30 protein-coding genes and 4 tRNA genes are annotated in these 25,621 nt (G+C 70.5%); 18 read left to right on the top strand and 16 right to left on the bottom strand.

Annotated elements, in window-relative coordinates; genetic code table 11:
• Positions 1-59 precede the first annotated feature (59 nt).
• The 3 genes from HNP84_RS40995 to HNP84_RS40985 all read left to right on the top strand — a co-directional run bounded on the left by HNP84_RS40995 (position 60) and on the right by HNP84_RS40985 (position 3,028).
• A complete protein-coding gene (locus HNP84_RS40995; protein ID WP_185055467.1) occupies positions 60-269 on the top strand; it encodes a hypothetical protein in 210 nt (69 codons plus the stop codon).
• A 30-nt stretch (positions 270-299) separates the two neighbouring features.
• Positions 300-644, top strand: coding sequence for a hypothetical protein (locus HNP84_RS40990; RefSeq protein ID WP_185055466.1), 345 nt, complete (start codon positions 300-302; stop codon positions 642-644).
• Between the two features lie 218 nt (positions 645-862).
• Positions 863-3,028: an MMPL family transporter gene (locus HNP84_RS40985; RefSeq protein WP_185055465.1), complete on the top strand. Its 2,166-nt coding sequence runs from the start codon at positions 863-865 to the stop codon at positions 3,026-3,028.
• 15 nt (positions 3,029-3,043) lie between these two features.
• On the opposite strand, the gene HNP84_RS40980 is transcribed toward HNP84_RS40985, so the two are convergent.
• From HNP84_RS40980 to HNP84_RS40960, 5 genes are all read right to left on the bottom strand, one after another.
• Complete coding sequence (locus tag HNP84_RS40980; protein WP_185055464.1) at positions 3,044-3,646, bottom strand: TetR/AcrR family transcriptional regulator; 603 nt, start codon at positions 3,644-3,646, stop codon at positions 3,044-3,046.
• A gap of 525 nt (positions 3,647-4,171) precedes the next feature.
• Positions 4,172-4,245, bottom strand: a tRNA-Phe gene (locus HNP84_RS40975).
• Positions 4,246-4,272: 27 nt separating this feature from the next.
• Positions 4,273-4,347, bottom strand: a tRNA-Asp gene (locus HNP84_RS40970).
• Between the two features lie 87 nt (positions 4,348-4,434).
• A tRNA-Glu gene (locus HNP84_RS40965) sits at positions 4,435-4,507 on the bottom strand.
• A gap of 84 nt (positions 4,508-4,591) precedes the next feature.
• The gene (locus HNP84_RS40960) at positions 4,592-6,235 is read right to left on the bottom strand and encodes a metallophosphoesterase family protein (protein WP_185055463.1); all 1,644 of its coding nucleotides are present in this window, start codon (positions 6,233-6,235) and stop codon (positions 4,592-4,594) included.
• 75 nt (positions 6,236-6,310) lie between these two features.
• Here HNP84_RS40960 and HNP84_RS40955 point away from each other — a divergent pair, with 75 nt between their 5' ends.
• Positions 6,311-6,652, top strand: a complete 342-nt coding sequence (locus HNP84_RS40955) for a metallopeptidase family protein (protein WP_185055462.1) — start codon at positions 6,311-6,313, stop codon at positions 6,650-6,652.
• A gap of 277 nt (positions 6,653-6,929) precedes the next feature.
• Positions 6,930-8,228, top strand: coding sequence for an MFS transporter (locus HNP84_RS40950; protein ID WP_185055461.1), 1,299 nt, complete (start codon positions 6,930-6,932; stop codon positions 8,226-8,228).
• A 3-nt stretch (positions 8,229-8,231) separates the two neighbouring features.
• Here the strand turns inward: HNP84_RS40950 and HNP84_RS40945 are convergent, their stop codons facing one another.
• On the bottom strand, positions 8,232-8,636 hold the full coding sequence (locus tag HNP84_RS40945) for a PspC domain-containing protein (protein ID WP_185055460.1): 405 nt from the start codon (positions 8,634-8,636) through the stop codon (positions 8,232-8,234).
• A gap of 136 nt (positions 8,637-8,772) precedes the next feature.
• On the opposite strand from HNP84_RS40945, the gene HNP84_RS40940 reads away from it, so the two are divergent.
• The 7 genes from HNP84_RS40940 to HNP84_RS40910 all read left to right on the top strand — a co-directional run bounded on the left by HNP84_RS40940 (position 8,773) and on the right by HNP84_RS40910 (position 13,400).
• The gene (locus HNP84_RS40940) at positions 8,773-9,930 is read left to right on the top strand and encodes an acyl-CoA dehydrogenase family protein (protein WP_185055459.1); all 1,158 of its coding nucleotides are present in this window, start codon (positions 8,773-8,775) and stop codon (positions 9,928-9,930) included.
• Entirely contained in the window at positions 9,927-10,331 is a 405-nt protein-coding gene (locus HNP84_RS40935; protein ID WP_312926850.1) for an MmcQ/YjbR family DNA-binding protein, read from the top strand. The genes HNP84_RS40940 and HNP84_RS40935 overlap by 4 nt, the downstream gene beginning before the upstream one ends.
• A gap of 68 nt (positions 10,332-10,399) precedes the next feature.
• The gene (locus tag HNP84_RS40930; RefSeq protein ID WP_185055537.1) at positions 10,400-10,939 is read left to right on the top strand and encodes a sugar O-acetyltransferase; all 540 of its coding nucleotides are present in this window, start codon (positions 10,400-10,402) and stop codon (positions 10,937-10,939) included.
• A 7-nt stretch (positions 10,940-10,946) separates the two neighbouring features.
• The gene (locus HNP84_RS40925) at positions 10,947-11,372 is read left to right on the top strand and encodes a PPOX class F420-dependent oxidoreductase (protein WP_246519310.1); all 426 of its coding nucleotides are present in this window, start codon (positions 10,947-10,949) and stop codon (positions 11,370-11,372) included.
• Positions 11,373-11,404: 32 nt separating this feature from the next.
• Entirely contained in the window at positions 11,405-12,196 is a 792-nt protein-coding gene (locus tag HNP84_RS40920) for a DeoR/GlpR family DNA-binding transcription regulator (protein WP_312926849.1), read from the top strand.
• 95 nt (positions 12,197-12,291) lie between these two features.
• Positions 12,292-13,230 (top strand): serine hydrolase, encoded by a 939-nt coding sequence (locus HNP84_RS40915; RefSeq protein ID WP_185055458.1) that lies wholly within the window; start codon positions 12,292-12,294, stop codon positions 13,228-13,230.
• 98 nt (positions 13,231-13,328) lie between these two features.
• A tRNA-Lys gene (locus tag HNP84_RS40910) sits at positions 13,329-13,400 on the top strand.
• Between the two features lie 146 nt (positions 13,401-13,546).
• On the opposite strand, the gene HNP84_RS40905 is transcribed toward HNP84_RS40910, so the two are convergent.
• On the bottom strand, positions 13,547-14,026 hold the full coding sequence (locus HNP84_RS40905) for a MarR family winged helix-turn-helix transcriptional regulator (RefSeq protein WP_185055457.1): 480 nt from the start codon (positions 14,024-14,026) through the stop codon (positions 13,547-13,549).
• A 94-nt stretch (positions 14,027-14,120) separates the two neighbouring features.
• Between HNP84_RS40905 and HNP84_RS55550 the strand changes: the two genes are divergently transcribed.
• Positions 14,121-14,255: a hypothetical protein gene (locus tag HNP84_RS55550; RefSeq protein ID WP_281396433.1), complete on the top strand. Its 135-nt coding sequence runs from the start codon at positions 14,121-14,123 to the stop codon at positions 14,253-14,255.
• Positions 14,256-14,473: 218 nt separating this feature from the next.
• On the opposite strand, the gene HNP84_RS40900 is transcribed toward HNP84_RS55550, so the two are convergent.
• The gene (locus HNP84_RS40900) at positions 14,474-14,707 is read right to left on the bottom strand and encodes a hypothetical protein (RefSeq protein WP_185055456.1); all 234 of its coding nucleotides are present in this window, start codon (positions 14,705-14,707) and stop codon (positions 14,474-14,476) included.
• A 365-nt stretch (positions 14,708-15,072) separates the two neighbouring features.
• Here HNP84_RS40900 and HNP84_RS40895 point away from each other — a divergent pair, with 365 nt between their 5' ends.
• From HNP84_RS40895 to HNP84_RS40880, 4 genes are all read left to right on the top strand, one after another.
• Complete coding sequence (locus HNP84_RS40895; RefSeq protein WP_185055455.1) at positions 15,073-15,279, top strand: cold-shock protein; 207 nt, start codon at positions 15,073-15,075, stop codon at positions 15,277-15,279.
• Between the two features lie 409 nt (positions 15,280-15,688).
• Entirely contained in the window at positions 15,689-16,147 is a 459-nt protein-coding gene (locus HNP84_RS40890; protein WP_185055454.1) for a DUF5994 family protein, read from the top strand.
• Positions 16,148-16,239: 92 nt separating this feature from the next.
• Positions 16,240-16,563 carry an STAS domain-containing protein gene (locus tag HNP84_RS40885; protein WP_185055453.1) on the top strand — a complete coding sequence of 108 codons (324 nt, stop codon included), beginning with the start codon at positions 16,240-16,242 and terminating at the stop codon, positions 16,561-16,563.
• Between the two features lie 128 nt (positions 16,564-16,691).
• Positions 16,692-17,765: an LCP family protein gene (locus HNP84_RS40880; RefSeq protein WP_185055452.1), complete on the top strand. Its 1,074-nt coding sequence runs from the start codon at positions 16,692-16,694 to the stop codon at positions 17,763-17,765.
• Positions 17,766-17,777: 12 nt separating this feature from the next.
• Here the strand turns inward: HNP84_RS40880 and HNP84_RS40875 are convergent, their stop codons facing one another.
• The 5 genes from HNP84_RS40875 to HNP84_RS40855 are packed head-to-tail and all read right to left on the bottom strand — an operon-like array spanning position 17,778 to position 20,884.
• On the bottom strand, positions 17,778-18,860 hold the full coding sequence (locus HNP84_RS40875; protein WP_246519309.1) for a serine hydrolase domain-containing protein: 1,083 nt from the start codon (positions 18,858-18,860) through the stop codon (positions 17,778-17,780).
• 35 nt (positions 18,861-18,895) lie between these two features.
• Entirely contained in the window at positions 18,896-19,366 is a 471-nt protein-coding gene (locus HNP84_RS40870) for a Clp protease N-terminal domain-containing protein (protein ID WP_185055451.1), read from the bottom strand.
• Positions 19,367-19,369: 3 nt separating this feature from the next.
• Entirely contained in the window at positions 19,370-19,600 is a 231-nt protein-coding gene (locus HNP84_RS40865; RefSeq protein ID WP_185055450.1) for a hypothetical protein, read from the bottom strand.
• A 10-nt stretch (positions 19,601-19,610) separates the two neighbouring features.
• Entirely contained in the window at positions 19,611-20,372 is a 762-nt protein-coding gene (locus HNP84_RS40860; RefSeq protein ID WP_185055449.1) for a cytochrome c oxidase assembly protein, read from the bottom strand.
• Complete coding sequence (locus tag HNP84_RS40855; RefSeq protein ID WP_185055448.1) at positions 20,369-20,884, bottom strand: DUF2243 domain-containing protein; 516 nt, start codon at positions 20,882-20,884, stop codon at positions 20,369-20,371. Before HNP84_RS40855 ends, HNP84_RS40860 begins: the two co-directional genes overlap by 4 nt.
• Positions 20,885-21,018: 134 nt before the next feature.
• On the opposite strand from HNP84_RS40855, the gene HNP84_RS40850 reads away from it, so the two are divergent.
• A complete protein-coding gene (locus HNP84_RS40850) occupies positions 21,019-21,939 on the top strand; it encodes an NAD(P)/FAD-dependent oxidoreductase (protein ID WP_185055447.1) in 921 nt (306 codons plus the stop codon).
• Here the strand turns inward: HNP84_RS40850 and ctaD are convergent.
• The 3 genes from ctaD to HNP84_RS40835 are packed head-to-tail and all read right to left on the bottom strand — an operon-like array spanning position 21,936 to position 25,538.
• Positions 21,936-23,633 carry an aa3-type cytochrome oxidase subunit I gene (gene ctaD / locus HNP84_RS40845; protein WP_185055446.1) on the bottom strand — a complete coding sequence of 566 codons (1,698 nt, stop codon included), beginning with the start codon at positions 23,631-23,633 and terminating at the stop codon, positions 21,936-21,938. The two genes, HNP84_RS40850 and ctaD, sit on opposite strands and share 4 nt — an antisense overlap.
• On the bottom strand, positions 23,630-25,276 hold the full coding sequence (qcrB, locus tag HNP84_RS40840; RefSeq protein WP_185055445.1) for a cytochrome bc1 complex cytochrome b subunit: 1,647 nt from the start codon (positions 25,274-25,276) through the stop codon (positions 23,630-23,632). Before qcrB ends, ctaD begins: the two co-directional genes overlap by 4 nt.
• 1 nt (position 25,277) lies before the next feature.
• The gene (locus tag HNP84_RS40835; RefSeq protein WP_185055444.1) at positions 25,278-25,538 is read right to left on the bottom strand and encodes a DUF3040 domain-containing protein; all 261 of its coding nucleotides are present in this window, start codon (positions 25,536-25,538) and stop codon (positions 25,278-25,280) included.
• Positions 25,539-25,621 lie beyond the last annotated feature (83 nt).

Genomic DNA, 25,621 nt, shown 5'->3' with positions numbered 1-25,621 from the left:
CGGCCCACCGGGTCCAGGCCGACCACGCCTGGACCCGGCTGATCGCTAGGGTGGCCGTCGTGCTCACCAAACCCCCCGGGTGGCTCTTCATGACGGCCGCCGTCACCGCGACCTGCGTCATCCTGTACTGGGCCAGCGTGCCCTACTGGTACGACATCGAGATGACCCTGTTCGCGATCTTCGTCGTGGGGCCGCTGGTCATCATCTGGTTCATCCGGATCGTGGTGGCCGACCTCAAAGGCGCCCCCTCCCTCGTGGAACGCTTGTAGCGCTGGTTCCTCCCCTGGTTCCTCGTTCCGGTGACCGTGCTCGCCCTCCTCACCGACGCCCCGTTCCGGGTGCGATTCGCGATCTCCAAGCCGAGCCTGGAGACCTTCGCCAAGACCGCGAGCCTCACCGAGGACAAACCCATCGATTCATGCCGCTGGGTGGGCCTGTACTACATGTGCTGGGCATACCGGTACGAGACCGCGTCCGGCGTGCACTTCCGCGGCGGCGCCACGTTGTCGTCCAGAGAATGGGCCATCGAGACCAACACCGGCTTCGTCTACCTCCCCAAGGGCCGGCCCGAGGAGACTCTCGACGACAGCTACCGTCACCTGGGCGGACCTTGGTACGGCTGGCACGGCTGGGACAGTTGGTGACCGCGCCCAGAGAGCACCGGCGCCTCCCCTCATGCCCAGAAGGCAGACGCCCCGCCTGATCGACCGCCTCCTGAACATGATCGCCCACCTCCCCCCGGACAGCCGTCCCATACCAAGCGGCCTCTCCACAGGTCCCCCCACCTGCGGTTGACATCGTCAACCGGCCGGGCTAGGTTGACGCCGTCAACCTAGCGGATCTCTTTCGCAGAGGCGATGTCATGTTCGTTGTCCTCGGACGGTTCGTCCGCGAGCGCCGCCGGCTCGTACTCGTCGCGACTGCCGTGCTCACGGTCCTGGCAGGCGTGTGGGGAGCCGGCGTCTTCTCGGCGCTCGGTGGCGGCGGCTATGACAATCCCGCCTCCGAGGCGGCGCGGGCGGCCGCTCTGATCGAGCGCGAGTTCGGCCGGCAGGACGCGGTCGATGCCGTCGTGGTGTACCGCGCCCAGGGCGGCGACCTGAAGGTGGACGACCCGGCCTTCGCCGACGTCGTGAACGCCGCGCTCGGGGCGATCCCGCCGTCCCGGGTGAGCGAGGTGGTGAGCTACTGGACACCGGGCCTGACCGCCGGCAAGCGCGCCGAACTCGTCTCTCGGGACCGCACGGCGACCGCCGTCGAGCTGACCGTCGCGGGAGAGACCGAGGCGGAGCGCCTGGCCAACTTCCAGGCCGTGTCCGGCGCCCTGCGCGTCGAGGGACTCGACACCTACCTCGGCGGCGGGCTCGCCGGCCTCGACCAGCTCAACACCGCCGCGGCGAGCGACCTCACCCGCGCCGAGCTCATCGCCATGCCCGTGCTCATCGTGCTCCTGATCGTCCTGCTGCGCGGCGTGGTGGCGGGCCTGCTGCCGCTGCTGACCGGCGTCATCGCCATTCTCGGGGCGATGGCCCTGCTCCGCGCGGTCACCTACGTCACCGACGTGTCGATCTTCGCGCTCAACATCGCCACACTGCTCGGCCTGGGCCTCGCGATCGACTACGGGCTGTTCGTGGTCAACCGCTTCCGCGAGGAGCTGGCCCGCGGACGCGACGTCCCCGACGCGCTCACGAAGACCGTCGCCACCGCCGGCCCGACCGTCGCCTTCTCCGGTGTCCTCATCGCCATCGCTTTCTCCGGCATGCTCTTCTTCCCGACCGCCGCACTTCGCTCGATCGGGTGGGGCGGGATCGCGATCGTGCTGGTGGACGTACTGGCTGCGCTCGTGGTGCTCCCCGCGCTCCTCGCCGTCCTCGGCCGCCGGGTGGACGCCCTGCGCCTGCCGGGGCGACGGACAGCGGCCGCCGGCGGGCGCTGGGCGGGCATCGCCGCCGTGGTCATGCGACGTCCCCTCGCCTGGCTGCTCGCGGTGGGCGCCGTGCTGCTCGTGGCCGGCGCGCCCCTGGCCTCGCTGCAGCCGGGCACCGTCAACCATCGCTACCTGCCGCCGGGCAGCGATGACCTCATGGTCGTGAAGATCCTCGACGAGGAGTTCGCCTCGCGGGGGAAGTACTACGTGGACGTCGCGGTCTCCGGGGACGTCGCCCGTACCGAGCTGGACCGCTACGCGGCCGATCTCGCCCGCCTGCCCGGAGCGTTCGGCGCGGAGGTGTTCCGCACGAGCGGGGATGTCGGCCACGTACGGGTCGGCGTCATCGGCGAACCGGACACCGACGTGAACCTGCAGCTCGTCCGGGAGATCCGGGCCCTGCCGGAGCCACGGGGAGCCGGCGAGGTACTGGTCGGCGGCCAGCCGGCGGCGACCGTCGACAACGTCGAGGCACTGGTCACCTCCGCGCCCCTGGCCCTGCTCTTCGTGGCGGCCCTGACCTTCGTCGTGCTGTTCTGCGCCTTCGGCTCGCTCATCCTGCCGATCAAGGCACTGCTCGCCGCGTTCCTCTCGCTCGGCGCCTCGGCCGGGGTCATGATCTGGGGCATCCAGGACGGCGCACTGGCCCCCCTGCTCGGCTTCACTCCGGCGGGAACCACGGACCTCGGCAACCTGATGATCGTCCTATTGATCATCTTCGGCCTGGCGACGGACTACGAGCTGTTCCTGGTCAGCCGGATCCGCGAGGAGTATCTCGCCACCGGCGACAACGCCCGTTCGGTGGCGACCGGCCTGCAGCGTACGGGCTCGATCATCACCAGCGCCGCCGTACTGCTCGGCGTGGTGCTGGCCACCATGGGGCTGACGTCAAGCGGCCTCGTACTGACGACCATCGGAGTCGGCATGACGGTGGCCCTGGTCGTAGACGCCACGCTCGTACGCACCATCCTGGTCCCGGCGACGATGCGACTGCTCGGCGACCGGAACTGGTGGCTCCCCAGCCCGCTACGCCGCCTGCACGACCGAGTCGGCCTGTCCGAAGAGGACCACTCCGACCCGGCCCCCGCCCCCGCCCGCTGACCGCCCCACCTCACCTCAGGTGCAAGAAGAACTCCCCGCCGCCACCCTCGCACTGACCCGCAGATACCCGAACAGATCCTCGACCAGCTCGTCCGGCGCGACCTTGCCCTTCCCGTCAGCGGCCAGATGCCCGGTAAGGGCCAACTCGACGGCCCCATGAGCGGCCGCACGCAACAAAGCCGCCATCCGCTCAGGATCATCACCCGGCAGCCCTCCGGCCCGCTGCGCGGCCGCGGTCGCCGCGACCAGCACGTCCCAAGCCGCCGCCGCGGAAGACCCCAACGTCTCACTGTGGTGACTCCACCGCCCGAACACGAGCGCGAACCGAGCCGGCCGCTCCAGCGCCCACGCGACATACTCCCGCAAGGCCCGCCGCAGAACCTCCTCCGCCGCGACCCCCTCGGCCTGCGCCGTGACCATCACCTCACGCAAATGATCGAGCTCCCGCGCGGCGACAGCCGCCAGCAACATCTCCTTGTCCGCGAAGTGCTTGTACGGAGCATTGTGCGAGACACCGGCCCGATTCCCGACCTCACGAAGCGTCACACCGTCAACCCCGCCGACGTCGAGAAGATCGGTCGCGGCAGCGATCAACGCGTCCCTGGTGCTCGTGGCCACGCCTCATGCTACCGCCAGGTTGACACCGTCAACCAAGACCCGGCGTGAGGTGGTGACAACACGTGGAGGCGGATCGAAGGCACCCGGACACGAGTCATCACCAGCAGCCGCAAAGAGACCGGAGTGTTGTTACTGCATGTCATCGTCACACGTGGGCCGGGCATCATCGACACCAAAACGCGACAATCAAGCACACAGCAGGCGCGGGTTCGGCCTCAGGGGGTCTTGATCACTCGGCCAGCCTCAGCACACCGCCGATTCACCCAACCTGTCGAACGCGCCCATGCGCCATGGGCTTGCGCCAAAAGGCTCGCGGCGCCTCCTGGGTCCTTCGTGTAGCGGCCGAAGGTCACTTCCAGCACCCCCTGCCCTGACCGTCACCGCAGCGGGCCTGAGGGGCCCGCCCGGTAGGGCGGGGGGTGGCGGGTGGGTCAGCCGCAGAAAGCATCACGCGACCGCGCAAGGACACGCGGGAAACCGAAAACGCCCCGGCCGACAAAGGCTCGGGGCGTAAGGGAGGAGATGTGGTCAGGGGCGGGGTCGAACCGCCGACCTTCCGCTTTTCAGGCGGACGCTCGTACCAACTGAGCTACCTGACCTCGGTGGTGGCTGGACGCCTACCAGAGCGGTCCTGACGGGACTTGAACCCGCGACCTCCACCTTGACAGGGTGGCGAGCACTCCAAACTGCTCTACAGGACCTTGCTGCGTTCGTTCGGCTTGCTTAGCTTACCAGTTCTCCGGTGGTCGTTGACCGCTCCGTCGTGCTGGTGAGCATCTGCTCGCCGGTGCCCCCAACGGGATTCGAACCCGTGCCGCCGCCTTGAAAGGGCGGTGTCCTAGGCCGCTAGACGATGGGGGCTCAGGACCGAAGTCCTGGTCCGTGGCGCCTTCCGTCGGGGACCTGTTAGAGCATAGGGGACGTTGGCCCCTGATGCCAAAGCGGTTAATCCGAGTCGGGCGTCGCGGTGGGCTCGGCCGATCCCGTTGGCGACGGGGCGGTGGTTGCCTCGGGGGAAATTGTACGCTCCGGGTCCGGCTCGACGTGACGCTGGATCTGGACCGACTGCTCCCCGAGGCCGCCCAGGGTGATGTCGTCCCAGGCCTCCAGGCGGTGGGTGTCCTTGTCGAAGTACAGGACCGAGGCCATGACCGGGGTGGGCTCCTCGTGTTCCAGGGCGCGCAGGCCGGCGCCGCCGGTGGAGCCCTGGACGAAGACCCTGGTGCCGCTGGGGAGGAGCTGGGTGGAGCGGGCGTGGGCGTGGCCGGCCAGGGCGATCGGGACGTGGCCGGAGAAGCCCTTGGCGACGTTGGGGTCGTGGACGGCGACGATGTCCACCGCCTCGTCCTGGTTCTGCGCCTGCTTCTTGGCCGCCCTGGTGGAGGCCGTGCCGGTCGGCGGGTGGGCGGCGGTCAGGTCGGTGGCGTGGCTGCGGCCGTACGCCAGGAGGGTGTTGGGGTCGGAGTTCTCGGCCACGGTCTTGTCGGGGGTGAAGCGGGGGTCGCCCAGGCCGTAGATGCGCAGGCCGGCGACCGTGGCGGCCTTGTCGTCCAGGACGACGGCGTTCTTCTGGCGGGCGACGGCGCGCTCGGTGGCGCGCGAGTCGTGGTTGCCGCGGACGAAGACGTACGGCAGGCCGAGCCTGCCGATCTCCTTGACGAAGGTGTCCTCGGGGCGGCTGCCGTGGTCGGTGAGGTCGCCGGTGTCGATGATCAGGTTCACCTTGAACTGGGAGCTGACCGAGCGGATCAGGTTCCAGGCGATGGGGTTGATGTGGATGTCGGAGACGTGCAGGACCCGGATCGTGTTCGGGTCGGCGTCGTAGACGGGGAGCGTATCGACCGTGTTGTAGAGCTTGGAGACGTTGCTGACGAGTTTGGTGAGCTGCGCCCGGTACGACTCGAAGCGTGTGACGATCGACTCGGCGCTGCCGACCAGGGACGGCGCGCCGGCGAGGATGCCGGTGTAGCGGGGCTCGACCAGCGCCTGAGGACGGAATGTGAGCGCGACCAGGCCGGCGGTGCCACCGACGGCCAGGACCGTGGCGGAGAAGGCCGCCAGGGCCGTCCTGAGGCTGCGGAAGACGATCAGGCCGGCGAGCGCGGCGCCCAGGAAGGCGAAGAGGACGGAGCGGGCGATCAGCGAGATGAGCCCTTCGCGGAGGTTGTCCTCGATCAGGGCCGGGAGCCGGTCGGCCAGGCGGGGGTCCTCGATCATGCTTCTGGCCTGGTCCTGGTCGATGTTCTCTAACGTGACGCGCAGCCGTACGGGCGCGTCGTGCGTGTCGAACAGGAGCGTGCCGAGGGGGTGGACGTCCACGACGGTCTCGCCGGACCACGCCGGGCGTAGGGTCATGCCGACGTCCACCGGGCCGACCGGGGTGCGGACGCCGCCGCTGAGCGCGACGCCGAGCCAGGCGCCGAAGCCGGCCACCAGGACGACCGCGAAGATCTTGAGCGTGGCGCCCGCGCCGCGGCGTACGGCGGGGTGGCGGCTCCAGGGGGCCGCGCGCCCGGCCCACTCCCCCGTACGCCTCAGGAGGGACCTCGGCCACGCCGCGAGTTCGTCCGTCAGTCGCGTGAAGTTCATCCGCTTCCTGCTTACCCGATTCGGATGCCAAACGTGTAAACGGCACGGCGACACACCTGGAGGCACAATGGCTGGGTGATCGATGTGTCGCGGGAGAAGTTCGAGGAGCTCGTGGCCGAGGCGCTGGACACGATCCCGCCGGATCTGACGCGCATGATGGACAACGTCGTCGTGGTGGTCGTCGACGACCCGCCCGAGCCCGGCCTGCTTGGGCTCTACACCGGAATCCCCCTCACCGAGCGCGGAGACTGGTACGCAGGAGTTCTGCCCGACCGCATTGAGATCTACCGCAATCCGATAAGCGAGATCTGCGAGACCGAGGACGAAGTGGTGGACGAGGTGCAGATCACCGTGGTTCACGAGATAGCCCACCATTTCGGCATCGATGACCAGCGGTTGCACGAGCTGGGGTGGTGAGCCGGGGAGTTCGATGAGGGCTCTCCTCTGGGGCGGTACGCGCCCGTGGGATTGCGGTGTTCCAGCAGGTGGGGGCGTGAGCCGAGGGTGTGATCGGGGCGGCATCGTGGGCCGCGCCCTGGTGAGCCGGGGTTTTGGGAGGGTTCGCCCCGGCGGCGGTTACTGATTGTCAGGTGCTTGGCTGCATTGGGTTGCGGAGGGGCGGCGCACCAGGCACCGTAGGTTACACACCGAACACCCTCTGTCAGGTTCGCCTGCAAGCGCTCACCGGAGTCCAATGGCGGCCACGAAGCCTGTCCGGCTCAGCGGCAAGCACCGCCGCGCCCGCGCGTCCGAACGACGAGCGACCTACGGCGAGGTCGTCACCGTCGGCGAGTTCCGTGCGCTCTGGCTGGGGCAGGGCCTGTCGCTGCTCGGCGACCAGCTCGCGCAGGTGGCCCTCGCCCTGCTGGTCTACAGCCGCACCCAGTCCGCCCTCGCGACCGCGGCCGTGTACGCGCTGACCTACCTGCCGCCGATCGTGGGCGGGCCGCTGCTGGCGGGGCTCGCCGACCGTTACGCGCGCCGCCGGGTGATGATCATGTGTGATCTGATCCGGGCGCTGCTGGTGGCCGCGATGGCGATACCCGGCATGCCGTTCCCGGCGCTGTGCGTGCTGGTGTTCTGCGTGGTGCTGCTGAGCGCGCCGTTCTCCGCCGCCCGTGCCGCGCTGCTGCCGGAGATCCTGGAGGGCGACCGGTACGTCGTGGGCTCCGCGCTGCAGAACATGACCAACCAGGCGGTGCAGATGCTGGGCTTCGCGGCCGGGGGCGCGCTGATCGCCGGGATGGGCCCCTACCGGGCGCTGGCGCTCGACGCCGCCACCTTCCTGGCGTCCGCGCTGATCCTGGTCTCGGGGGTGGGGCGCCGCCCCGCGCCCGCCCGCGACGACGCCGGCCGTCCCTCGATGTGGACCATGACCAGGGCGGGGGCCGCGCTGGTCTTCGGCGACCGGCGGCTGCGCACGCTGGTGCTGTTCGCCTGGCTGTGCGGGTTCTACGTGCTGCCCGAGGGCATCGCCGCCCCGTACGCCGCGCGGCTCGCGTCGGGCGAGATCGAGGTGTCCGTGGTGACCGGCCTGCTGATGGCCGCCATGCCGACGGGCACGGTGATCGGTGCGTTCTGGTTCAGCCGGTTCGTCACGCCCTCGGGGCGGCTGCGGGCCATGGGGTGGATGGCGATGCTGGCCTGTGCGCCGCTGATCCTGTGCGCGCTGGACCCGCCCCTGCCGGTGGTGCTGGCGCTGTGGGTGATCTCCGGGGTCGGCGGGGCGTACCAGCTCGCGGCGAACGCGGCGTTCGTGCAGTGCGTGCCGGCCGAGCGGCGGGGCCAGGCGTTCGGCCTGGTCCAGTCGGGCCTGCTGGCCGCGCAGGGCCTGGGCATCCTGATCGGCGGCGCCGCCGCGCAGGAACTCGGCCCGGAGCCCGTCGTCGCCCTGGCCGGGGCGGCCGGGCTGGCGATGGCGGCCATACTGGCCATGCTCTGGACCGAGTCCCGTTCGGACATCATCGCTCGGGTACGGGCGGAGGCCACCTGACTGTCACGCGCCGGTCGGCGGCTCCGGGCTCCGGGGGGCGGCGGGGGCGTCCGAGGGCTCAGGCGCGACGTACGGCGCCTGCGGCGGGTACGGCTGCTGCTGCTGCGGCACGCCGTACGGGGGCTGGTCGGTGGCGGAGTGCCAGTTGCCACCCCAGGTGCCGTCCGCCCGCTGCTTGTTGATCAGGTCCTGGACGATGGAGGTGTCCTTGTTCTCATCGGGCAGGAGCAGCCAGCCGATCGCGTAGACGCCGACGCCGAGGCCGCCGAAGAAGGAGGCGATGGCGAGGGCGATCCGGATGATGTTGGCGTCGATGCCGGTGTATTCTCCGATGCCGGAGCACACGCCGGCGATGATGCGGCCCCGCTGGGTCCGGCGGAGCTTCTTGACACCCGTAATCTCGTTCATGTATATAAGCCTGCCCCGGCGACGGCGTGTCGCACATCGGGATTCCCCCTGGGGCTACCCTGGCTCCACCCCTCAGGCGCCGATGCGCATACCCTGGCTCGTGCACGACCGGTGCCGCGCGCGGAGGGATGCCGTCATGGACGACCTGCTACGCATCGAGGACGAGCTGTCGGAGGAGCAGCGGCTGGTCCGCGACACGACCAGCGCCTTCGTCACCGACAAGGTGCTGCCGCACGTCGGCGACTGGTTCGAGGAGGGCACGTTCCCCGCCCGCGCCCTCGCCCCCGAGCTGGGCGGGCTCGGCCTGCTCGGCATGCACCTGACCGAATACGGCTGCGCGGGCCTGGACGCGGTCTCGTACGGCGTGGCGTGCCGCGAGCTGGAGGCGGGCGACTCGGGCCTGCGCTCGTTCGTGTCGGTGCAGGGGTCGCTGGCGATGTTCCCGATCTGGAAGTACGGCTCGCAGGAGCAGAAGGAGCAGTGGCTGCCGCGCATGGCGTCCGGCGAGGCGATCGGCTGCTTCGGGCTCACCGAGCCCGACCACGGCTCCGACCCGGGCGGCATGCGCACCACCGCGAAGCGCGACCCGTCGGGCGACTGGGTGCTCAACGGCTCCAAGATGTGGATCACCAACGGCTCGATCGCGGACGTGGCCGTGGTGTGGGCGCAGACCGACGACGGCATCCGCGGGTTCGTGGTGCCCACCGACACCAAGGGCTTCTCGGCGCAGGAGATCCACCGCAAGCTCTCGCTGCGCGCCTCGGTCACGGCCGCGCTCTACTTCGACGACATGCGCCTGCCCGGCGACGCCGTGCTGCCGGGCGTACGCGGGCTGAAGGGGCCGCTGTCGTGCCTGTCCGAGGCCCGCTTCGGCATCCTGTGGGGGGCGGTCGGGGCGGCCCGCGCCTGCCTGGAGGCGGCGGTCGAGTACGCCAGGACCCGGGTGCAGTTCGACCGGCCGATCGGGTCGTTCCAGCTCACCCAGCAGAAGCTGGCCTGGATGTACGTCGCCGTCGGCCAGGCCCAGCTCACCGCGCTGCACCTGGGCCGGCTCAAGGACGCGGGCGCGATCACCCCGCAGCAGATCAGCTTCGGCAAGCTCGCCAACGTACGCGCCGCGCTCGACACCGCCCGCCAGGCCCGCACGATCCTGGGCGGCAACGGGATCACGCTGGAGTACCCGGTGATCCGGCACATGACCAACCTGGAGTCGGTGCTGACCTACGAGGGCACCGAGGAGATCCACACGCTGGTGCTGGGCGAGGCGCTCACGGGGCTGCCGGCGTACCGGTGAGAGGCCCTGCACCGGTCACGGTGGACGACGGCCGCACGATGGTGTGGGATGAGTGGATGGTCACGGTTCAGGACGTACGGGGCGTGGCGCTGGCGCTGCCGAGGACGAGCGAGCACCTGATCCGCGACCACGTGAAGTTCCGGGTCGGGCGCATCGTGTACGTCGCGATCTCGCCGGACGAGACGATGATGGGCTTCGGCTTCCCCAAGGAGGAGCGGGCCGCGCTGGTCGCGGCCGAGCCGGAGAAGTTCCAGATGCCCGCCCCGCGTGACGAGCGCTACAACTGGGTCGAGTCGCGGATGGCAGCGCTCGACGCCGAGGAGATGCGCGAGCTGGTCATCGACGCGTGGCGGATGTGCGTGCCGCGCAAGGTGGCCGCGGCGTACCTCGGCTCGCCCTGACCCCGGCAGGGGCCGGTGAAGTACGCTCGGGACCCGTGACGGACGACACCCGTACCAACCGAGAGCGCATGCTGGCCGGCGACCCGTACGTCGTCGATGAGGAGCTGGCGGCGGACCTCACCCGGGCCAGCCGGCTGGCGCACCAGTACAACGAGGCGTACGGGCGCGACCCCGAGTCGGCGCGGCCCATTCTGGAGAAGCTGCTCGGCTCGATCGCGGCCGACGCCTACGTACGCGCGCCGCTGACCGTGGACTACGGGGCGCACATCACCATCGGGCCCGGCACCTTCGTCAACAGCGGCCTGACCGCGCTGGACGTCGCGCCGATCACCATCGGCGCCGACGTGCAGATCGGCCCCCAGGTGCAGTTGCTCACCCCCAAGCACCCCATCGACCCCGAGCAGCGGCGCCGCAAGCTGGAGTGGGCCGAGCCCATCGTGATCGGCGACAACGTGTGGCTCGGCGGCGGCGTGATCGTGCTCGGCGGGGTGACGATCGGCGAGAACAGCGTGATCGGCGCCGGAGCGGTGGTCACCAGGGACGTCCCGCCGAACGTCGTCGCCGTGGGCAACCCGGCCCGCGTGCTGCGCGAGATCCCCGGCTCGTGACCCGGGAATGGCGCGCGGACGATCGCTGTTCGAGCCGTACATGACGGCGACCATCCCCGAAGCCCTTGCCGACTTGCTGGAACGACCGCTGTTCTGCAGCCTCGGCACCGCGCGTCCCGACGGGACCGTACAGGTGAACCCGATGTGGTTCGAGTACGACGGCGAGAACATCCGCTTCACCCACACCACGAAGCGGGCCAAGTACCGCAATCTCCAGCACAACCCGTCGATGACCGTGCTCGTGATCGACCCCGACGACCCCCTGCGCTACCTGGAGGTCCGCGGCACGCTGAAGGAGATCATCCCCGACCCGACGGGCTCCTTCTACGTCAGGCTCGGGCAGCGCTACGGCAACCCCGGCCAGCAGCCCCCGCCCGACGCCCCCGACCGCGTCATCCTGGTCATGACCCCGACCCGGGTCAGCACCCGCTGAGGGACCCCCCGAGTCGCACTACCATCTGAGAGGTGGCGGTGAGCAGATACGAGCGGTGGAACACCCTGCTGGAGCTGCTGGCCGAGCACGGGCACCTCGATGTGGAAGAGACGGCCGAGCGGCTCGGGGTGTCCACGGCCACGGTACGCCGCGACTTCGACGAGCTCGCCGCCCAGCAGCTCCTCACCCGCACCCGCGGCGGCGCCTCCGCGCACAGCGTGACGTACGACCTGCCGCTGCGCTACAAGGTCGCCCGGCAGGCCCCCGAGAAGCAGCGCATCGGCGCCGCCGCCGCGGCCATGGTCGCCCTAGGCTCCACGGTCGGCCTGAACGGCGGCACCACCCTGAGCGAGGTGGGCCGGGCCCTGGCCACCCGCCCCGACATGAACACCGACCAGCGCGGCCCCCTGGTCACGGTGGTGACCAACGCGCTCAACATCGCCAACGAGCTGGTCCTGCGCCCCCAGATCCAGGTCGTCACCACCGGCGGGTCGGCGCGGCCGCAGTCGTACGAGCTGATCGGCCCGGTCGCGGCCGGCATGCTGGAGCGGATCGCGCTGGACATGGCGATCCTGGGCGTGGACGCACTCGACCTGGAACACGGCGCCAGCGCCCACAACGAGGGCGAAGCCGCGATCAACGCCCTGATGGCCTCCCGCGCCCAGCGCGTCATCATCGCCGCCGACAGCTCCAAGCTCGGCAGACGCGCGTTCGCCCGCATCTGCCCGGTCAGCGCCATCGACACCCTCGTCACCGACACGGCGGCCCCCGAGGACCAGATCGCCCGCTTCACCGAGGCGGGGGTAAAAGTCATCCGCGCCTGACGCCCCAAGGCGGGTGACCTGCGGCCGACGAACCCCTGAGACGTGTAACCACCGGCTAACGCCCCGGCAACAGCCCCCTCGCGAAACTCGCCGCCATGATCCTCCGGCGAGCCGCGACGGCGCTGACCTCTGCCGGGTGCGCTCTGCTCGTGACCCTGGCCCTGACCCCTCCCGCCGTGGATGGTGGTCACATGCCCCCAGAACCGCCCAGGCTCCCCACCACCGCGACATCCCCGCCCGTGTCCCCGCCCGTGTCCCCGTCGTCAAGCCCCGCCGCCCCCACCTTCTCCCGCTCCCGCCTGACCCAAGCCCTCGACCGCTACCTGCGCGACCGTCCGGGCGCCCTGTCGATCTCCGTACGCGACCTGTCCACCGGCCTGTCGTACACCTACAACCGCGAGCTCCGCACGGCCACGGCCAGCATCGTCAAGGTCAACATCGTGATCGCCCTGCTGCTCCAGGCCCAGCGCGGCCACCGCGGCCTCACCGCCGCCGAACGCGACCTGGCCGCCCGAGCCATCAAGGTCAGCGACAACGACGCCGCCAGCGCCCTGTGGTACCGCATCGGCGGCGCCCCCGGCCTGGCCGCCGCCAACCGCAAGCTCGGCCTCCGCGCCACGACCCCCGGCCCGGGAGGCGCCTGGGGCGCCACCACCACGACCGCCGCCGACCAGGTCAGGCTCCTCAACACCCTGGCCTCCCGCAAGAGCCCCCTGACCCCGAAGAACCGCCGCTACGTCCTCAGCCTGATGTCCCGCGTCGCCCCGGAACAGTCCTGGGGCATAACCGCCGCCGCCGACCCCAAGGCCCGCACCGCCGTCAAGAACGGCTGGCTCCCCCGCCCCTCTCAGAACAACCTGTGGACCCTGACCAGCATCGGCCGCGTCCGCAACGACCGCCACGACCTCCTGATCGCCGTCATCTCCGAACGCCACCCCTCCTACGGCACCGGCGTCAAGACCATCGAACACGTAACGAGAACCGTCACCCAGTCCCTCACCCAGCCGCTCCCCCGACCCGATCGGCTATCCTGAGACCCACCGACCAGCCGGGGCACACATGTTGCGGTAGGTTCGCGTCCCAGAACAACTCCATCGCCGTGGGCGGGGTGTACACTGTACGCTTCACTCAAGGGGCGCTAGCTCAATGGTAGAGCTGCAGACTTTTAATCTGTAGGTTCAGGGTTCGAGCCCCTGGCGCCCCACCTCAACGACCTGGGCAGACTCCCCACTCGCCATGATCGGAAAGCCTGTCCGGTCGCATGTCCCGTTGCGGTCGGCCGTCCCGGAGTGCCCGGTCCATCCGCGCCGTCGCGTCCACGGCCAGGACCTTGGTCACGTGGGTGTAGCTCTAGACCGGTTCGCCGAGGTCTTGGGCGATCCAGCCCGGGGCGTTCAGGCGTATGGGGCGAGCGCCGACCAGCGCCGTCAGGTGCCTTTCGAGGTTCGCGAGTTCCTCGGAGCCGATCTGGCGCTCCCACTGGTCGCGCAGCTCGTCGAAGATCGCCTCGCCCTGTCGTAGTACCTCGAAGCCTAGAGGGGTGACCCGGAGGCGTTTGCGGCGGGCGTCGAGGAGGTCCGTGTCGCGTTCCACGTATCCGTGCTCTTGCAGTACCGCGATGGTTTTCGCCGCCGCCTGCTTGGAGACCGACAGGCGGCGGCCCAGTTCTGAAGCGCTGTCCGCGCCGGCGGCGATGGCGCGCATGGCGAAATCGTGGACGGGACGCACGTCCTCGTAGCCGCGGCGGGCCAGCTCGGCGGTGGCGGCGTCCACCAACGAGCGGAAGCCGCCGAGCAGGAGCAGTGCGAGATCGGCGCCGGATCGTGACATGCGAAAAGACTACGGCGGCTTGGACAAGGACAACCTTGTTGTCTAATTTGCACTCGCGGTGGGGGTGGGCGGAGGCCCCTTCAGGGCGGACACGATGTCCCGGGCCGCGGCAACCGCGGTGACCTCGGTGTCACTCGACGGCGTGGGGCACTACGTCGCGATGGAGGCCCCCGACGAGCTGGCGAAGGCCGTCCTCCAGTTCGTCGGAGACGTCGATGCCGGCCGTTAGCCGAGGCAGCATGCCGTGAGTGCCGACCGTTCACCCCTGTTTCAGCGGGTGATCGCCTCGGGCGATGGTTCGAGGCCGAGAAGATCGCGGACGTCGCCGGGTGGTGTGTGTGCGTGCCTCTATCGGGGCGCCGTCACCGGCACGTCCTCAGGGGCGCCGCGCGCGCTGGCTGTGCTCCGGCAGCGCCCCCGAGGTCGTCGTTCATCGGCGTGGCGGACTTATACGTAGACCTCCAGTGCGATGCCGCCCGCGACCTGCCTGCACCTCCACGGGATGGGGTAGGGGGCGTGGGAGATGGACTGGCCGGACGCGTTGCAGCTTGCCCAGCTACTGTGGACGCTCACGGTCTTCCAGGTCGCCGCCTGGGCGGGGCCGGTGAACAGAACCGCCGCCAAGGGCACCGCCGCCGCGGTGGCGGCGGCCAGGAGCCGCCAGGTTCTCCTTGCTCGCATGGTGACCTCCACGTCAGGAATGGAACGGTCAGGGACGTCGGCGACAGACTAGGGCGACCTTGTGCTCGTTCTGCGGCTCCGGAACGCGCACCGTCGTGGGTTGCGGGAGGCCGCGCTCGTACGGCGGTGTGGGCAGTCACGGTCGTGCGACCTGTCGTGGGCGGGGATCATGGACTGCCTGCGGTGGGCGTGCTACAGTGAAAGCGTTGCAGTTGTGGTACCCATATGAACGTTATGTGCGCCTGATAGTTGTGACTCTCAGGCGCATTTCTGTTTTCACCGGTCATCTCCGGATGGGCTTATCGCGGCGGCACGGGGCCCGCGCAGGGTGGGTCCCCAGCTCTGCCAATCAGAAGGAGAATGACATGGCCAGCGGAACCGTGAAGTGGTTCAACGCCGAAAAGGGCTTCGGCTTCATCGAGCAGGACGGCGGCGGCGCCGACGTCTTCGCTCACTACTCGAACATCGTCTCCCAGGGTGGCTACCGCGAGCTGCGGGAGGGCCAGAAGGTGTCCTTCGACATCACCCAGGGGCAGAAGGGCCCGCAGGCCGAGAACATCGTCGCCGCCTGACGCGGCGTCCGGCGACCGGACGGGGCTCGTTCTCTCAGGAGTGCGGGCCCCGTTCGTGTTGTCGGCGTCTCCTTGGGCGGGGTCGCCGGTCGGGCCCCTGGTGGCGGCCATGGGGGCCTCTATTACGCGTGATCCAGGGCGGGCGTGTGCCGTCGTCTCCGTGGACGGGTCGCCGGTCGCGGTGGCGGGCATGGGTCCTCTATTGCGCGTGGTCGCGGGGGCGGGCATGGGTCGTCTACTGCGCGTGACCGAGGTTTGACCGCATCGGCGGTCGGGATCCCGGGATTCGGGGCGCGGATGAGGTAGATTGAAAACACCGAGGAATTCCGTGCGCTGACAGTCAGGTCGGCGTCGCCGCGGCGATAGATCATCAGCGGGTCCCGTCGGGGCCCGGACAGGCCAGGCGACCATGACGCCGACATTTCTCACCTATCCCGATCCGCTCAGCGCCGTGGCCGTCAGGGTTCCCGAGGTCGATTCCACCGTCCGGCTCAGCCTGGACGCGGTGCGCGGCCGGCGTGCCGGCGTCGATGGCGCCTGGTGGCCCTACTCTCGCGACGCCGCCGCGGAACTGCCCGGACTCATCGCGGCCGTTGACCAGCGGCTCGGCCGGACGACGCTGCGTGTCGAAGTGCGTATGGAGTCCTGGGAGAACGTCCCGCGGCAGATTCCCGCACGCGGACGCCGGATCAGGGTCGGCCGATTCCACGGCTCCGACCCGCGCCTGATCACCTTGATCCTCTCGGACGGCGAGCCCATCGTCCTGCTGGTCATCCCGCCGGACACGATCGGCGGTGGGGCCGGGACCGCGCTGGGCCTCACCGCCAGGGACGCCGCCCACCTCTGCGCGACCCTCCGGGGCGCCTGAAGGCGCACCGTCTGCCGCCTCACGGCTACGGCAGCGGCCCGCGTGACCGCCGGCCCGCCGCTTTCGTCCCTCTGCATCGATCGGAGAAGATCATGACCGTCACCGACACCGCCCCGCTCGGCAGGGCGGGCCCGTCATCGCCCACCACCGTCACCCTGTCCGGCGACATCGACGTGCTCACCAGCGCGGCGCTGCGGCAGGACCTGCTCGCGACGCTGCGCTACAGCCACAGCATGCTCGTGCTCGATCTGTCGCAGGTGTCGTTCTGCGACGCGTCCGGCCTGGCCGTGCTGATCGGCATCCAGCAGCGCGCCCGCGCGCAGGGCGTCACCCTGGTGCTGGCCGCGCCCAGCCCGCGGGTGTCGCGGATACTGCACATCACCGGCCTGGACCGCAAGCTGCCGATGATGGCCTGACCGCCTCGGGCGGTCGGCTCCCCTTACGCCTCGGCGCCACCGCTCGGTACACTCGATCATCCCACCGGCCCCCTTCCAGGTGCGTAAGGACCGGTCCGGTCACCCTGGCCCTTTTCCTGGAGACTCGCGTGAGCAGTGGGTTGCTCGATCTGCAGCCGGCGTCCGAGGACCCGCCGCGGCCCCGGCGCCGGCGCCGCTGGTTACTGTGGGCGCTGGTCTTCCTCCTCGTGGTGATGCTGGCGGGGGCCGGGGCCGTGTACAGCGTGTACGCGCGGCTGACCGGGAACGTGCGGCACATCGAGGTCACCCGCGAGGACCTGGGCGACGCCCGCCCGGCCAAGACGGCGACCGCGGCGGTGAACATCCTGGTGGTGGGGTCCGACCGGCGGGAGGGGCCCGACGCCGAAGCCGGGGAGCGTACCGACACGATCATGCTGGCGCACCTGTCCACGGCGCGGAACGAGGCGGTCGTGGTCAGCTTCCCGCGCGACTCGCTGGTGCAGTTGCCCGCCTGCCGCGCCCGTGACGGGCTGCCGGGGCAGCAGGGGCACCTCGGCATGATCAACTCCTCGTTCGCCAGGGGCGGGATCGCGTGCACCTGGAAGACGGTGGAGAAGCTCACCGGCATCCACATCGACCACTTCGTGCAGATGGACTTCACCGGGTTCAAGGGCATGGTGGACGCGATCGGCGGGGTGGACGTGTACCTGCCGGAGCCGATCCACGACGAGTACGTGCGGCTCGACCTGCCCAAGGGGTGGCGGACGCTGAACGGCGAGGAGGCGCTGGGGTACGTGCGGGCCCGCTACAGCCTGGGCGACGGGACCGACATCGAGCGGATCGAGCGGCAGCAGGACTTCGTCCGCGCGATGGCGAAGAAGGCGATGAGCGGCGAGACGCTGACCGATCCGACGCGGTTGTTCGGGTTCCTGGACGCGGCCACCAAGTCGGTCACCACCGATCCGGCCCTGACCCCGGGGGTGATGCGGGATCTGGCGATGACCGCGCGGGGGCTGACCGGCGACCGGATCCACTTCGTCACCGTGCCGTGGCGCTTCTCCACGGCGTACCGGGGGCGGGTGGAGTGGCTGCCGCAGGCACGTACGCTGTTCCGCTCGCTCGCCGCCGACGAGCCGCTCACGGCCGGCGATCCGGCCACCCCCGATGATGCTGCCGGTGCGAAGACCGGTGGGACTCGGTGACGTTCGTGAGGCTCAGTCCTGGCAGAACTCGGCGTGGAGCATGTCGGTGAAGATGCCGATGGGGTCCTGCCACGGGCCGGTCGCCCAGTCGCCGTTGACGTTGACGGCGAGCACGCGCCGGCCGTCGCGGGTGCCGTAGGCGTAGGAGTAGGAGCCGAAGATCGCGCCGCCCATGCCCCACACCTCGGCGCCGCAGGGCAGGGTCAGCACCGAGACGCCCAGGCCGTAGCGGGAGTCGGCGAGCCAGTCGCGGGTCGCGACCGTGGTGAACATCTCCCGCTGCTGCTCGGGCGGGAGCAGCCGGCCGCCGAGCAGCGCGGCGAAGAACCGGGTGAGGTCGCCGGCCGTGGAGATCATGTCGCCGGACGCCCAGAACGGGGCCGGGTTCAGCTCGGTCGCGTCCAGGATCTCGGCGTCGGGTTCGGGGCGGAACAGCTTGGTGTAGTGCCGTGAGTGCGGGCCCTGGATCACGGGGTCGTCGTCTCGCGGCAGGTACGTGCCGGACAGGCCGAGCGGCCCGGTGATCCTGCGGGCGATCTCCTCGGCGAGGTCGTGGCCGGTGACCCGCTCCACGATCATCCCGGCGAGGACGTAGTTGGTGTTGGAGTACGCCCAGCCGGCACCGGGAGCGAAGGCGGGCGGATGGGCCATCGCCACGCGGACGAGCTGTTCCGGGGTGGGGTGCTCGTGGACGTTGACGGCCTCGGGGTCGCCGGTGTGGCTGAAGATCCCGCTGGTGTGGTCGAGCAGCCGCCTGATGGTGACCTTCGTGCCGTCGTGGCCGTTGCCCGTGACCAGGCCGGGCAGCCAGGTCGCCACGGTGTCGTCCAGGCTCAGCCGGCCCTCGGCCGCGAGGAGCAGGACCACGGTGGCCACGAACGTCTTGGTGGTGCTGCCGATGCGGTAGCGGTGCTCCGGATCGCGCCCGGCGCCGGTGGCGGTGTCGGCGGCTCCGGCCGTGCCGGACCAGCGGCCGTGTTCGGTGCGCAGCTCGGCGAGGATGCCGGGCACACCGCCTTCGGTCACGGCGCGGTCCAGCAGGCGCCGCAGCGGCGGGGCAGGGGTGGTCACGGGGCCGGGCATGGGGGTGGTCATCAGGGGATCGTTCCTTCGGTGGGAGGAGGTGTGGGTCAGGCCGGCAGTTCGCGGCGCACGGCGGCGGCCAGCTCGGCCGCCTCGACGCCGGCCAGGGCGAGGGCCCGCGGTACGGTGCCGGCCTCGGCGAGCAGGACGCCGAGCAGCAGGTGCGCGGGGCGCAGGTCGCGCTTGCGGGAGACGGAGGCGAAGCCGCGTTCCAGGGCGAGTTTGGCGGAGGCGCCGAGCTTGGGGCGGTCGAGCGCGGGGCTCGGCCTCGGGAGGCGGAAGCCGGAGAGCGACACCCCGGCCGCGCTCAGGCTGTGCTCGAACTCCCGCTCCAGCGCCGCGCGGATGGCCTGCTCGTCCAGCCCGGCCGAGGCGAGGACGCGCCGGGTGGCCGGGTCCTGCCCGGCCGCGACGGCCAGCAGCAGGTGCTGGGCCTCGACCGCCGCCGCGCCCTCCTGCCGGGCCTCCTCCACCGCCCGCTCGGTGATGGCGTTGATGTACTCGTCGATGGCGGCCATCGTTCATCGTCTCCTCAGCTTGACCCCGGCGGCGATGAGCCGCCTGGCGTGCTTCTTGTGCACCGCCTGGCGCGTCACGCCCAGGGCCTCGGCGACCTGCGGCCAGCTCCAGCCCGAGCGCATCGCCTGCTCGACGGCGGCGTCTTCGAGCCGGTCGGCGAGGCGGCGCAGCGCGGCCACGGCCGCCAGCGCGTCGGCGGGGTCGCTGACGGCGGGGATGTCTTCGCCGGACATGCGAGCAACCCTAGTTGACTAATTCCGACTTAGTCAACTCAGGTTGCTTAACCGGGCGCCAGGTGGTCACCAGGGCCAGGGCCAGCAGCAGCTCGGCGAGATCGCCGCCGTAGTACATCAGCTCCGCGGCGGCGCGCAGCTCCCCCGGCGGGGCCGGGACGTCCACGAGCAGGCCGGCGTACATGAGCTGGGCGAGGCCCGCGTGCACGGCGACGGCGACGCCGAGCACCACGAGCCGGAACGGCACGGACGGGCGGCGCGGCGCCGGGTCGGGGCCCGCGACCGACCAGGCGAACAGGTAGCCGGCCAGCAGGAAGTGCAGGTGGAGCAGGTGGTGCGGCAGCATGCCCGTCTGGCTGAGCCGGTACAGCGGTGTGCAGTACAGCGCCGCCATGCCGCCCGTGCTCAGCAGCAGCGCGGTCACGGGATGGCCGAGCACGCGTACGGGCCCGCGGCGCAGCACGGCCGTGACGCGGCGGGCGTACGGCGGGGGCAGCGAACGCAGGACCAGGGTCATCGGCGCGCCGAGCACCAGGGCCGTCGGCGCGAGCATCCCGATCAGCAGGTGCTGGGCCATGTGCGCCGGGAAGCCGGTCCCGATCGGGACGGCGAGGGCCAGGGCGAGCAGCGCGCACCCGGTCACGAAGCTCGCGGTGCGCCACCGGCTCCACCGGCGTGGGCCGGGCCGCGCGGCGAGGGCCGCGTACGCGAGGGCGAGCGCGGCCACGCCCGCGAGCGGCGCTGGCTCGTGGGCGGTCAGGGGCAGGATCATGTGCGGGACCGGCACAGGTCCACGGCGCCGGCGGTGCGTTGCAGCGCCCATCCGGCCAGCACCAGCAGCGCGCCCAGCAGCAGGAACCCCAGGTCCCACCAGAGCTGGTACGGGCCCGTCCGCACGTGGTGGATGCCCAGCAGGTGGTGGTCGATCACGCCCTCGACCAGGTTGAACATGCCCCAGCCCGCCAGCACCCAGCCCCACAGCGCCCGCGAGCGCCACACCCGGCCGCGCGAGCGGGTCACCCGCGAGTACAGCAGGCCGATCCCGGTCAGCACGGCCAGCCAGGTGAAGGTGTGGAACAGCCCGTCCCACAGCGTGTTCATCTGCAGGCCCGGCACGGTCTCCGGGGAGTAGTACCGGATGCCGATCCTGTCGGTGTCGGTGCTGCTCAGCATGTGGTGCCACTGCAGGATCTGGTGCAGCGCGATGCCGTCCACGAACCCGCCGAGGCCGACGCCCAGGATCGCCCCGGGCACCGCGATCTCGCGGCGCGTGATCGTGTCCATGCTGGTCCGCCCCTCTCCGTCGTGCCGGGCCTACCCGGCGGGCCCGGCGGCAATCTCCAGGGCAGGCCGCCGGACGGCGCGGAGTTGGTAATGGGCGGTTTGACATGCGCCGACGGGGTTACAAGGGGCCCGATATGGATTGCGACGTATTGGTGATCGGGGGCGGCGCCGCCGGGCTCAGCGCGGCGCTGGTGCTCGCGCAGGCCCGCAGGCGGGTGCTCGTGGTGGACGCGGGCACGCCCCGCAACGCGGCGGCGGCGCACGTGCACGGCTACCTGTTCCGCGAGGGCGCGGCCCCCGGCGACCTGCTGGAGCTGGGCCGGGCCGAGGTGCGCGAGGCCGGGGGCGAGATCGTCACCGGGACCGTGACGGGCGTGCGCGGCGACGGCCGGCGGGGCTTCGAGGTGGCGCTGGAGGGACACCAGGACGTGCGGGCGCGGCGGCTGCTGGTGGCCACGGGCGTGCAGGACCTGCTGCCCGATCTCCAGGGCCTGACGGAACGCTGGGGCCGCGACGTGCTGCACTGCCCGTACTGTCACGGGCAGGGCGTGGAGGACCAGCGGATCGGCGTCCTCGGCACCGGCCCCGAGGGATCGCAGCACGCGCTGGAGCTGCGCCAGTGGTCCCACGACGTGACGCTGTTCCAGCACGAGCCGCCGCTGTCCGGGGAGGAGCGGCGCAGGCTGGCGGCTCGCGACGTGCGGGTGGTCGAGGAGCCGATCGCCCTGCTGGTGGTCGAAGGGGACCGGCTGACCGGGGTACGGCTGGCCGGCGACGCCTTCGAGCCGCTGGTGGCCCTGTTCGTCATGCCGGGCTGCACCGCCAACGACACCCTGCTGACCGGGCTGGGCTGCGCCCGCGACGAGTCGGGCTGGGTGCGCGCCGACGACACCGGCGCGACCAGCGTGCCGGGGGTGTGGGCGGCCGGGAACGTCGTGGACTCCTCCGCCCAGGTCATCACCGCGGCCGGCGGCGGGCTGACCGCGGCCGTCGCGATCAACGCCGACCTCATCGAGGACGACGTACGGGCCGCGCTCGCCCGCGACCGGGCCTAGTGGCCCGGTTCGAGCCGCTCGGGGTAGTCCCGGGCCGTGTCCACGCCCCGGCGCAGGTGGGGCCGGCGCAGGTCGAAGGCGGGCCGCTCGGAGCGGATGCGCGGGATCGAGGTGAAGTTGTGCCGGGGCGGCGGGCAGGACGTCGTCCACTCCAGGGAGTTGCCGAACCCCCACGGGTCGTCCACGTGCACCCAGCGGCCCTTGCGGGCGGTGTGCCAGACGTTGTACATGAACGGCAGCGTGGACAGCCCCAGGATGAGCGCGCCGATCGAGGAGACCAGGTTGAGGCCGGTGAACCCGTCGGCCGGGCTGTAGTCGGCGTACCTGCGCGGGAATCCGATGACGCCGAGCCAGTGCTGCACCAGGAACGTGGTGTGGAAGCCGATGAACAGCATCCAGAAGTGGATCTTGCCCAACGGCTCGTTGAGCATCTTGCCGGTCATCTTCGGCCACCAGAAGTAGAAGCCGGCGAACATCGCGAACACCACCGTGCCGAAGACCACGTAGTGGAAGTGGGCCACCACGAAGTAGGTGTCGGTGACGTGGAAGTCCAGCGGCGGCGAGGCCAGGATGATGCCGGTCAGCCCGCCCAGCAGGAACGTGACCAGGAAGCCGATCGCGAACAGCATCGGCGTCTCGAAGCTCAGATGGCCACGCCACATGGTGCCCACCCAGTTGAAGAACTTCACCCCCGTCGGCACCGCGATCAGGAAGGTCATGAAGGAGAAGAACGGCAGCAGCACCTGCCCGGTGGGGAACATGTGGTGCGCCCAGACCGTCATCGACAGCCCGGCGATGGCGATGGTGGCCGAGACCAGGCCGACGTAGCCGAACAGCGGCTTGCGGCTGAACACCGGCAGCACCTCGGTCACGATGCCGAAGAACGGCAGCGCGATGATGTACACCTCCGGGTGGCCGAAGAACCAGAACAGGTGCTGCCACAGGATCGGGCCGCCGGTCGTGGGGTCGTAGATGTGCGTGTTCAGCTTGCGGTCGGCCTCCAGCGCCAGCAGCGCGGCGGCCAGCACCGGGAACGCCAGCAGCACCATGATCGAGGTGAGCAGGACGTTCCAGGTGAAGATCGGCATCCGGAACATCATCATGCCGGGCGCGCGCATGCAGATGATGGTGGTGATGAAGTTCACCGAGCCCAGGATCGTGCCCAGGCCGGCCACGACCAGGCCCATGATCCACAGGTCGCCGCCCACGCCGGGCGTGTAGACCTCGGTCGAGAGCGGCGTGTACGCGAACCAGCCGAAGGACGCCGAGCCGTCGGGGGTGAAGAACCCGGCGACGGTGATCAGCCCGCCGAACAGGAACAGCCAGTAGCTGACCGCGTTCAGCCGCGGGAAGGCGACGTCGGGCGCGCCGATCTGCAACGGCATGACCACGTTGGCGAAGCCGGCGAACAGCGGGGTCGCGAACAGCAGCAGCATGATCGCGCCGTGCATGGTGAAGAGCTGGTTGTACTGCTCGTTGGTGACCAGTTGCAGGCCCGGGTGGGCCAGCTCGGCCCGGATCACCAGCGCCATGATCCCCGCCGCGAGGAAGAAGCCGAACGACGTGATCAGGTACAGGTAGCCGATCACCTTGTGGTCCGTCGTGGACAGCCACGAGGTGATGATGCTGCCGACGGGCCTGCGGGCCGGCACCGGCATCACGTGCGCCTGGGGCGACGGTTCCACCCTGGTCATCGCGTCTTCCCTTCGCCGTGCTCGCCGCGGCGGGCGGCCACGGCGGCGCTCTCGCCGGTACGCTCGTGGCCGTCGCCCTCCAGCGGCGCCTTCTCCCCGCCGTACGTCCGGCTCATCCAGATCCGCAACCGGCCGAGGGGCCCGCGTGCGGCCTGGGGCAGGACCTCGCCGTCCGGGCGTCTGCCGTCCGCCGACTCCAGAACCGGGACCGGCTTCTTGCCGCGCACGTGGGCCGCGATGTCCTCGGCGGGCGGCACGTGGATCTCGGTGTACTCGCCCTGCGGGGAGCGCCGGATCACCCCGGACTCCACGCCGTGGTGCAGTAGCTGCGCGTCCCGGCGCTGCAGGCCGACGCAGATGCGGTAGGTGATGACGTACGCGATGGCCGGGCCGAGGAAGAAGGCGAAGCGGCCGAACCACGTGGTGGCGAACAGCGAGACGTACAGGTTCGCGGAGAGCAGGTCGTTCGCGCCGATCAGCAGCAGCACGCCGTAGAACGTGATCGCCGCGACTCCGATCGCCGTGCGGTGCGGGTTGTTGCGCGGACGGTCGCAGATGTGGTGCTCGCGCCGGTCGCCGGTGATCCAGCGTTCCAGGAACGGATACAGCACCAGGCCCGTGAAGATCAGCCCGATCGGCCCGAGGGCCGGGATGAGCACGCTCAGCGTCAGCGTGTACCCCAGGAAGTTGATCTCCCAGGCGGGCATCATGCGCAACGAGCCCTCCAGGAAGCCCATGTACCAGTCGGGCTGCGAACCCGCGGAGATGTCGGCCGGGGTGTACGGCCCGAACAGCCAGATCGGGTTGATCTGCGTGAACGTCGCCAGCCCGGCCAGGACCGCGAAGGTGAACATCAGGTAGGCGCCCGACTTGGCCATGAACGCCGGCATCAGCGGGGCCCCCACCACGTTGGCCTCGGTACGTCCCTTGCCGGGCATCTGGGTGTGCTTCTGCACCCACATCAGGATCAGGTGGACGGTGATCAGCGCCACCAGGATGCCCGGGATGAGCAGGATGTGGATGGTGAAGAAGCGCGGGATCACGTCCTCGCCGGGATACTCGCCGCCGAACAGGAAGAACGACAGGTACGTCCCGACCAGCGGGATCGACAGCAGCACCCCTTGGGTGATGCGCAGGCCCGCGCCCGACAGCAGGTCGTCCGGGAGCGAGTAGCCGGTCAGGCCCTCGACCAGGGCCAGGGCGAACAGCACGATGCCGATCAGCCAGTTCAGCTCGCGCGGCTTGCGGTACGCGCCGGTGAAGAAGATCCGCAGCATGTGCACGACCAGGCCGGCCACGAACAGCAGCGCGGCCCAGTGGTGGATCTGCCGCATCAGCAGCCCGCCGCGCACCTCGAAGCTGATGTGCAGCGCCGAGTCGTACGCGGCCGACATGCCCACGCCCTTCAACGGCTCGTACGGCCCGTCGTAGACGACGTGGTGCATGCTGGGCTGGAACCAGAACGTCAGGAACGTCCCGGTGAGCAGCAGGATGATGAACGAGTAGAGCGCGATCTCGCCGAGCAGGAACGACCAGTGGTCGGGGAAGATCTTGCGCAGGTTGCGCCGGAGGAAGTTCCCGGCGCCGAGGCGATCGTCGAGGTACGCGCTCGGCCCCGCGATTGCCTTGGGCATTTCGGTCATGTCATCCCCACAGCGTCACGGCGATCATGATCATCACGAACGTGGCCATGGCCGCCAGCACGCCCACCAGTTCCCACGCGCCCACCTCCTGCCCGGTCGCCGCCGGGCGGTCCCCGCCGTCCGGCCCCCGGCCGTCCCGCGGCGCGTGGGCGTCCAGCAGCGTCATCGCCGCCTCAAGCTCGGGACACTCCCGCCGCAGCACGCGTTCCATCTCGTCCAGGACCCGGCGCTCGCGCCGCAGTGAGCCCAACCGCCCTTTCACGGCCTGCTCCGGCGACGCGGGCGCGGCCCCCCGCGCAGCGCTCTCTCGGTCATGGGTAGTCGCTTCCCTGCAAGTGAGCGGGG

The sequence above is a fragment of the Thermocatellispora tengchongensis genome (assembly GCF_014202315.1).
Lineage (GTDB): Bacteria > Actinomycetota > Actinomycetes > Streptosporangiales > Streptosporangiaceae > Thermocatellispora > Thermocatellispora tengchongensis.
This window is presented reverse-complemented; position numbering and strand designations above follow the sequence as displayed.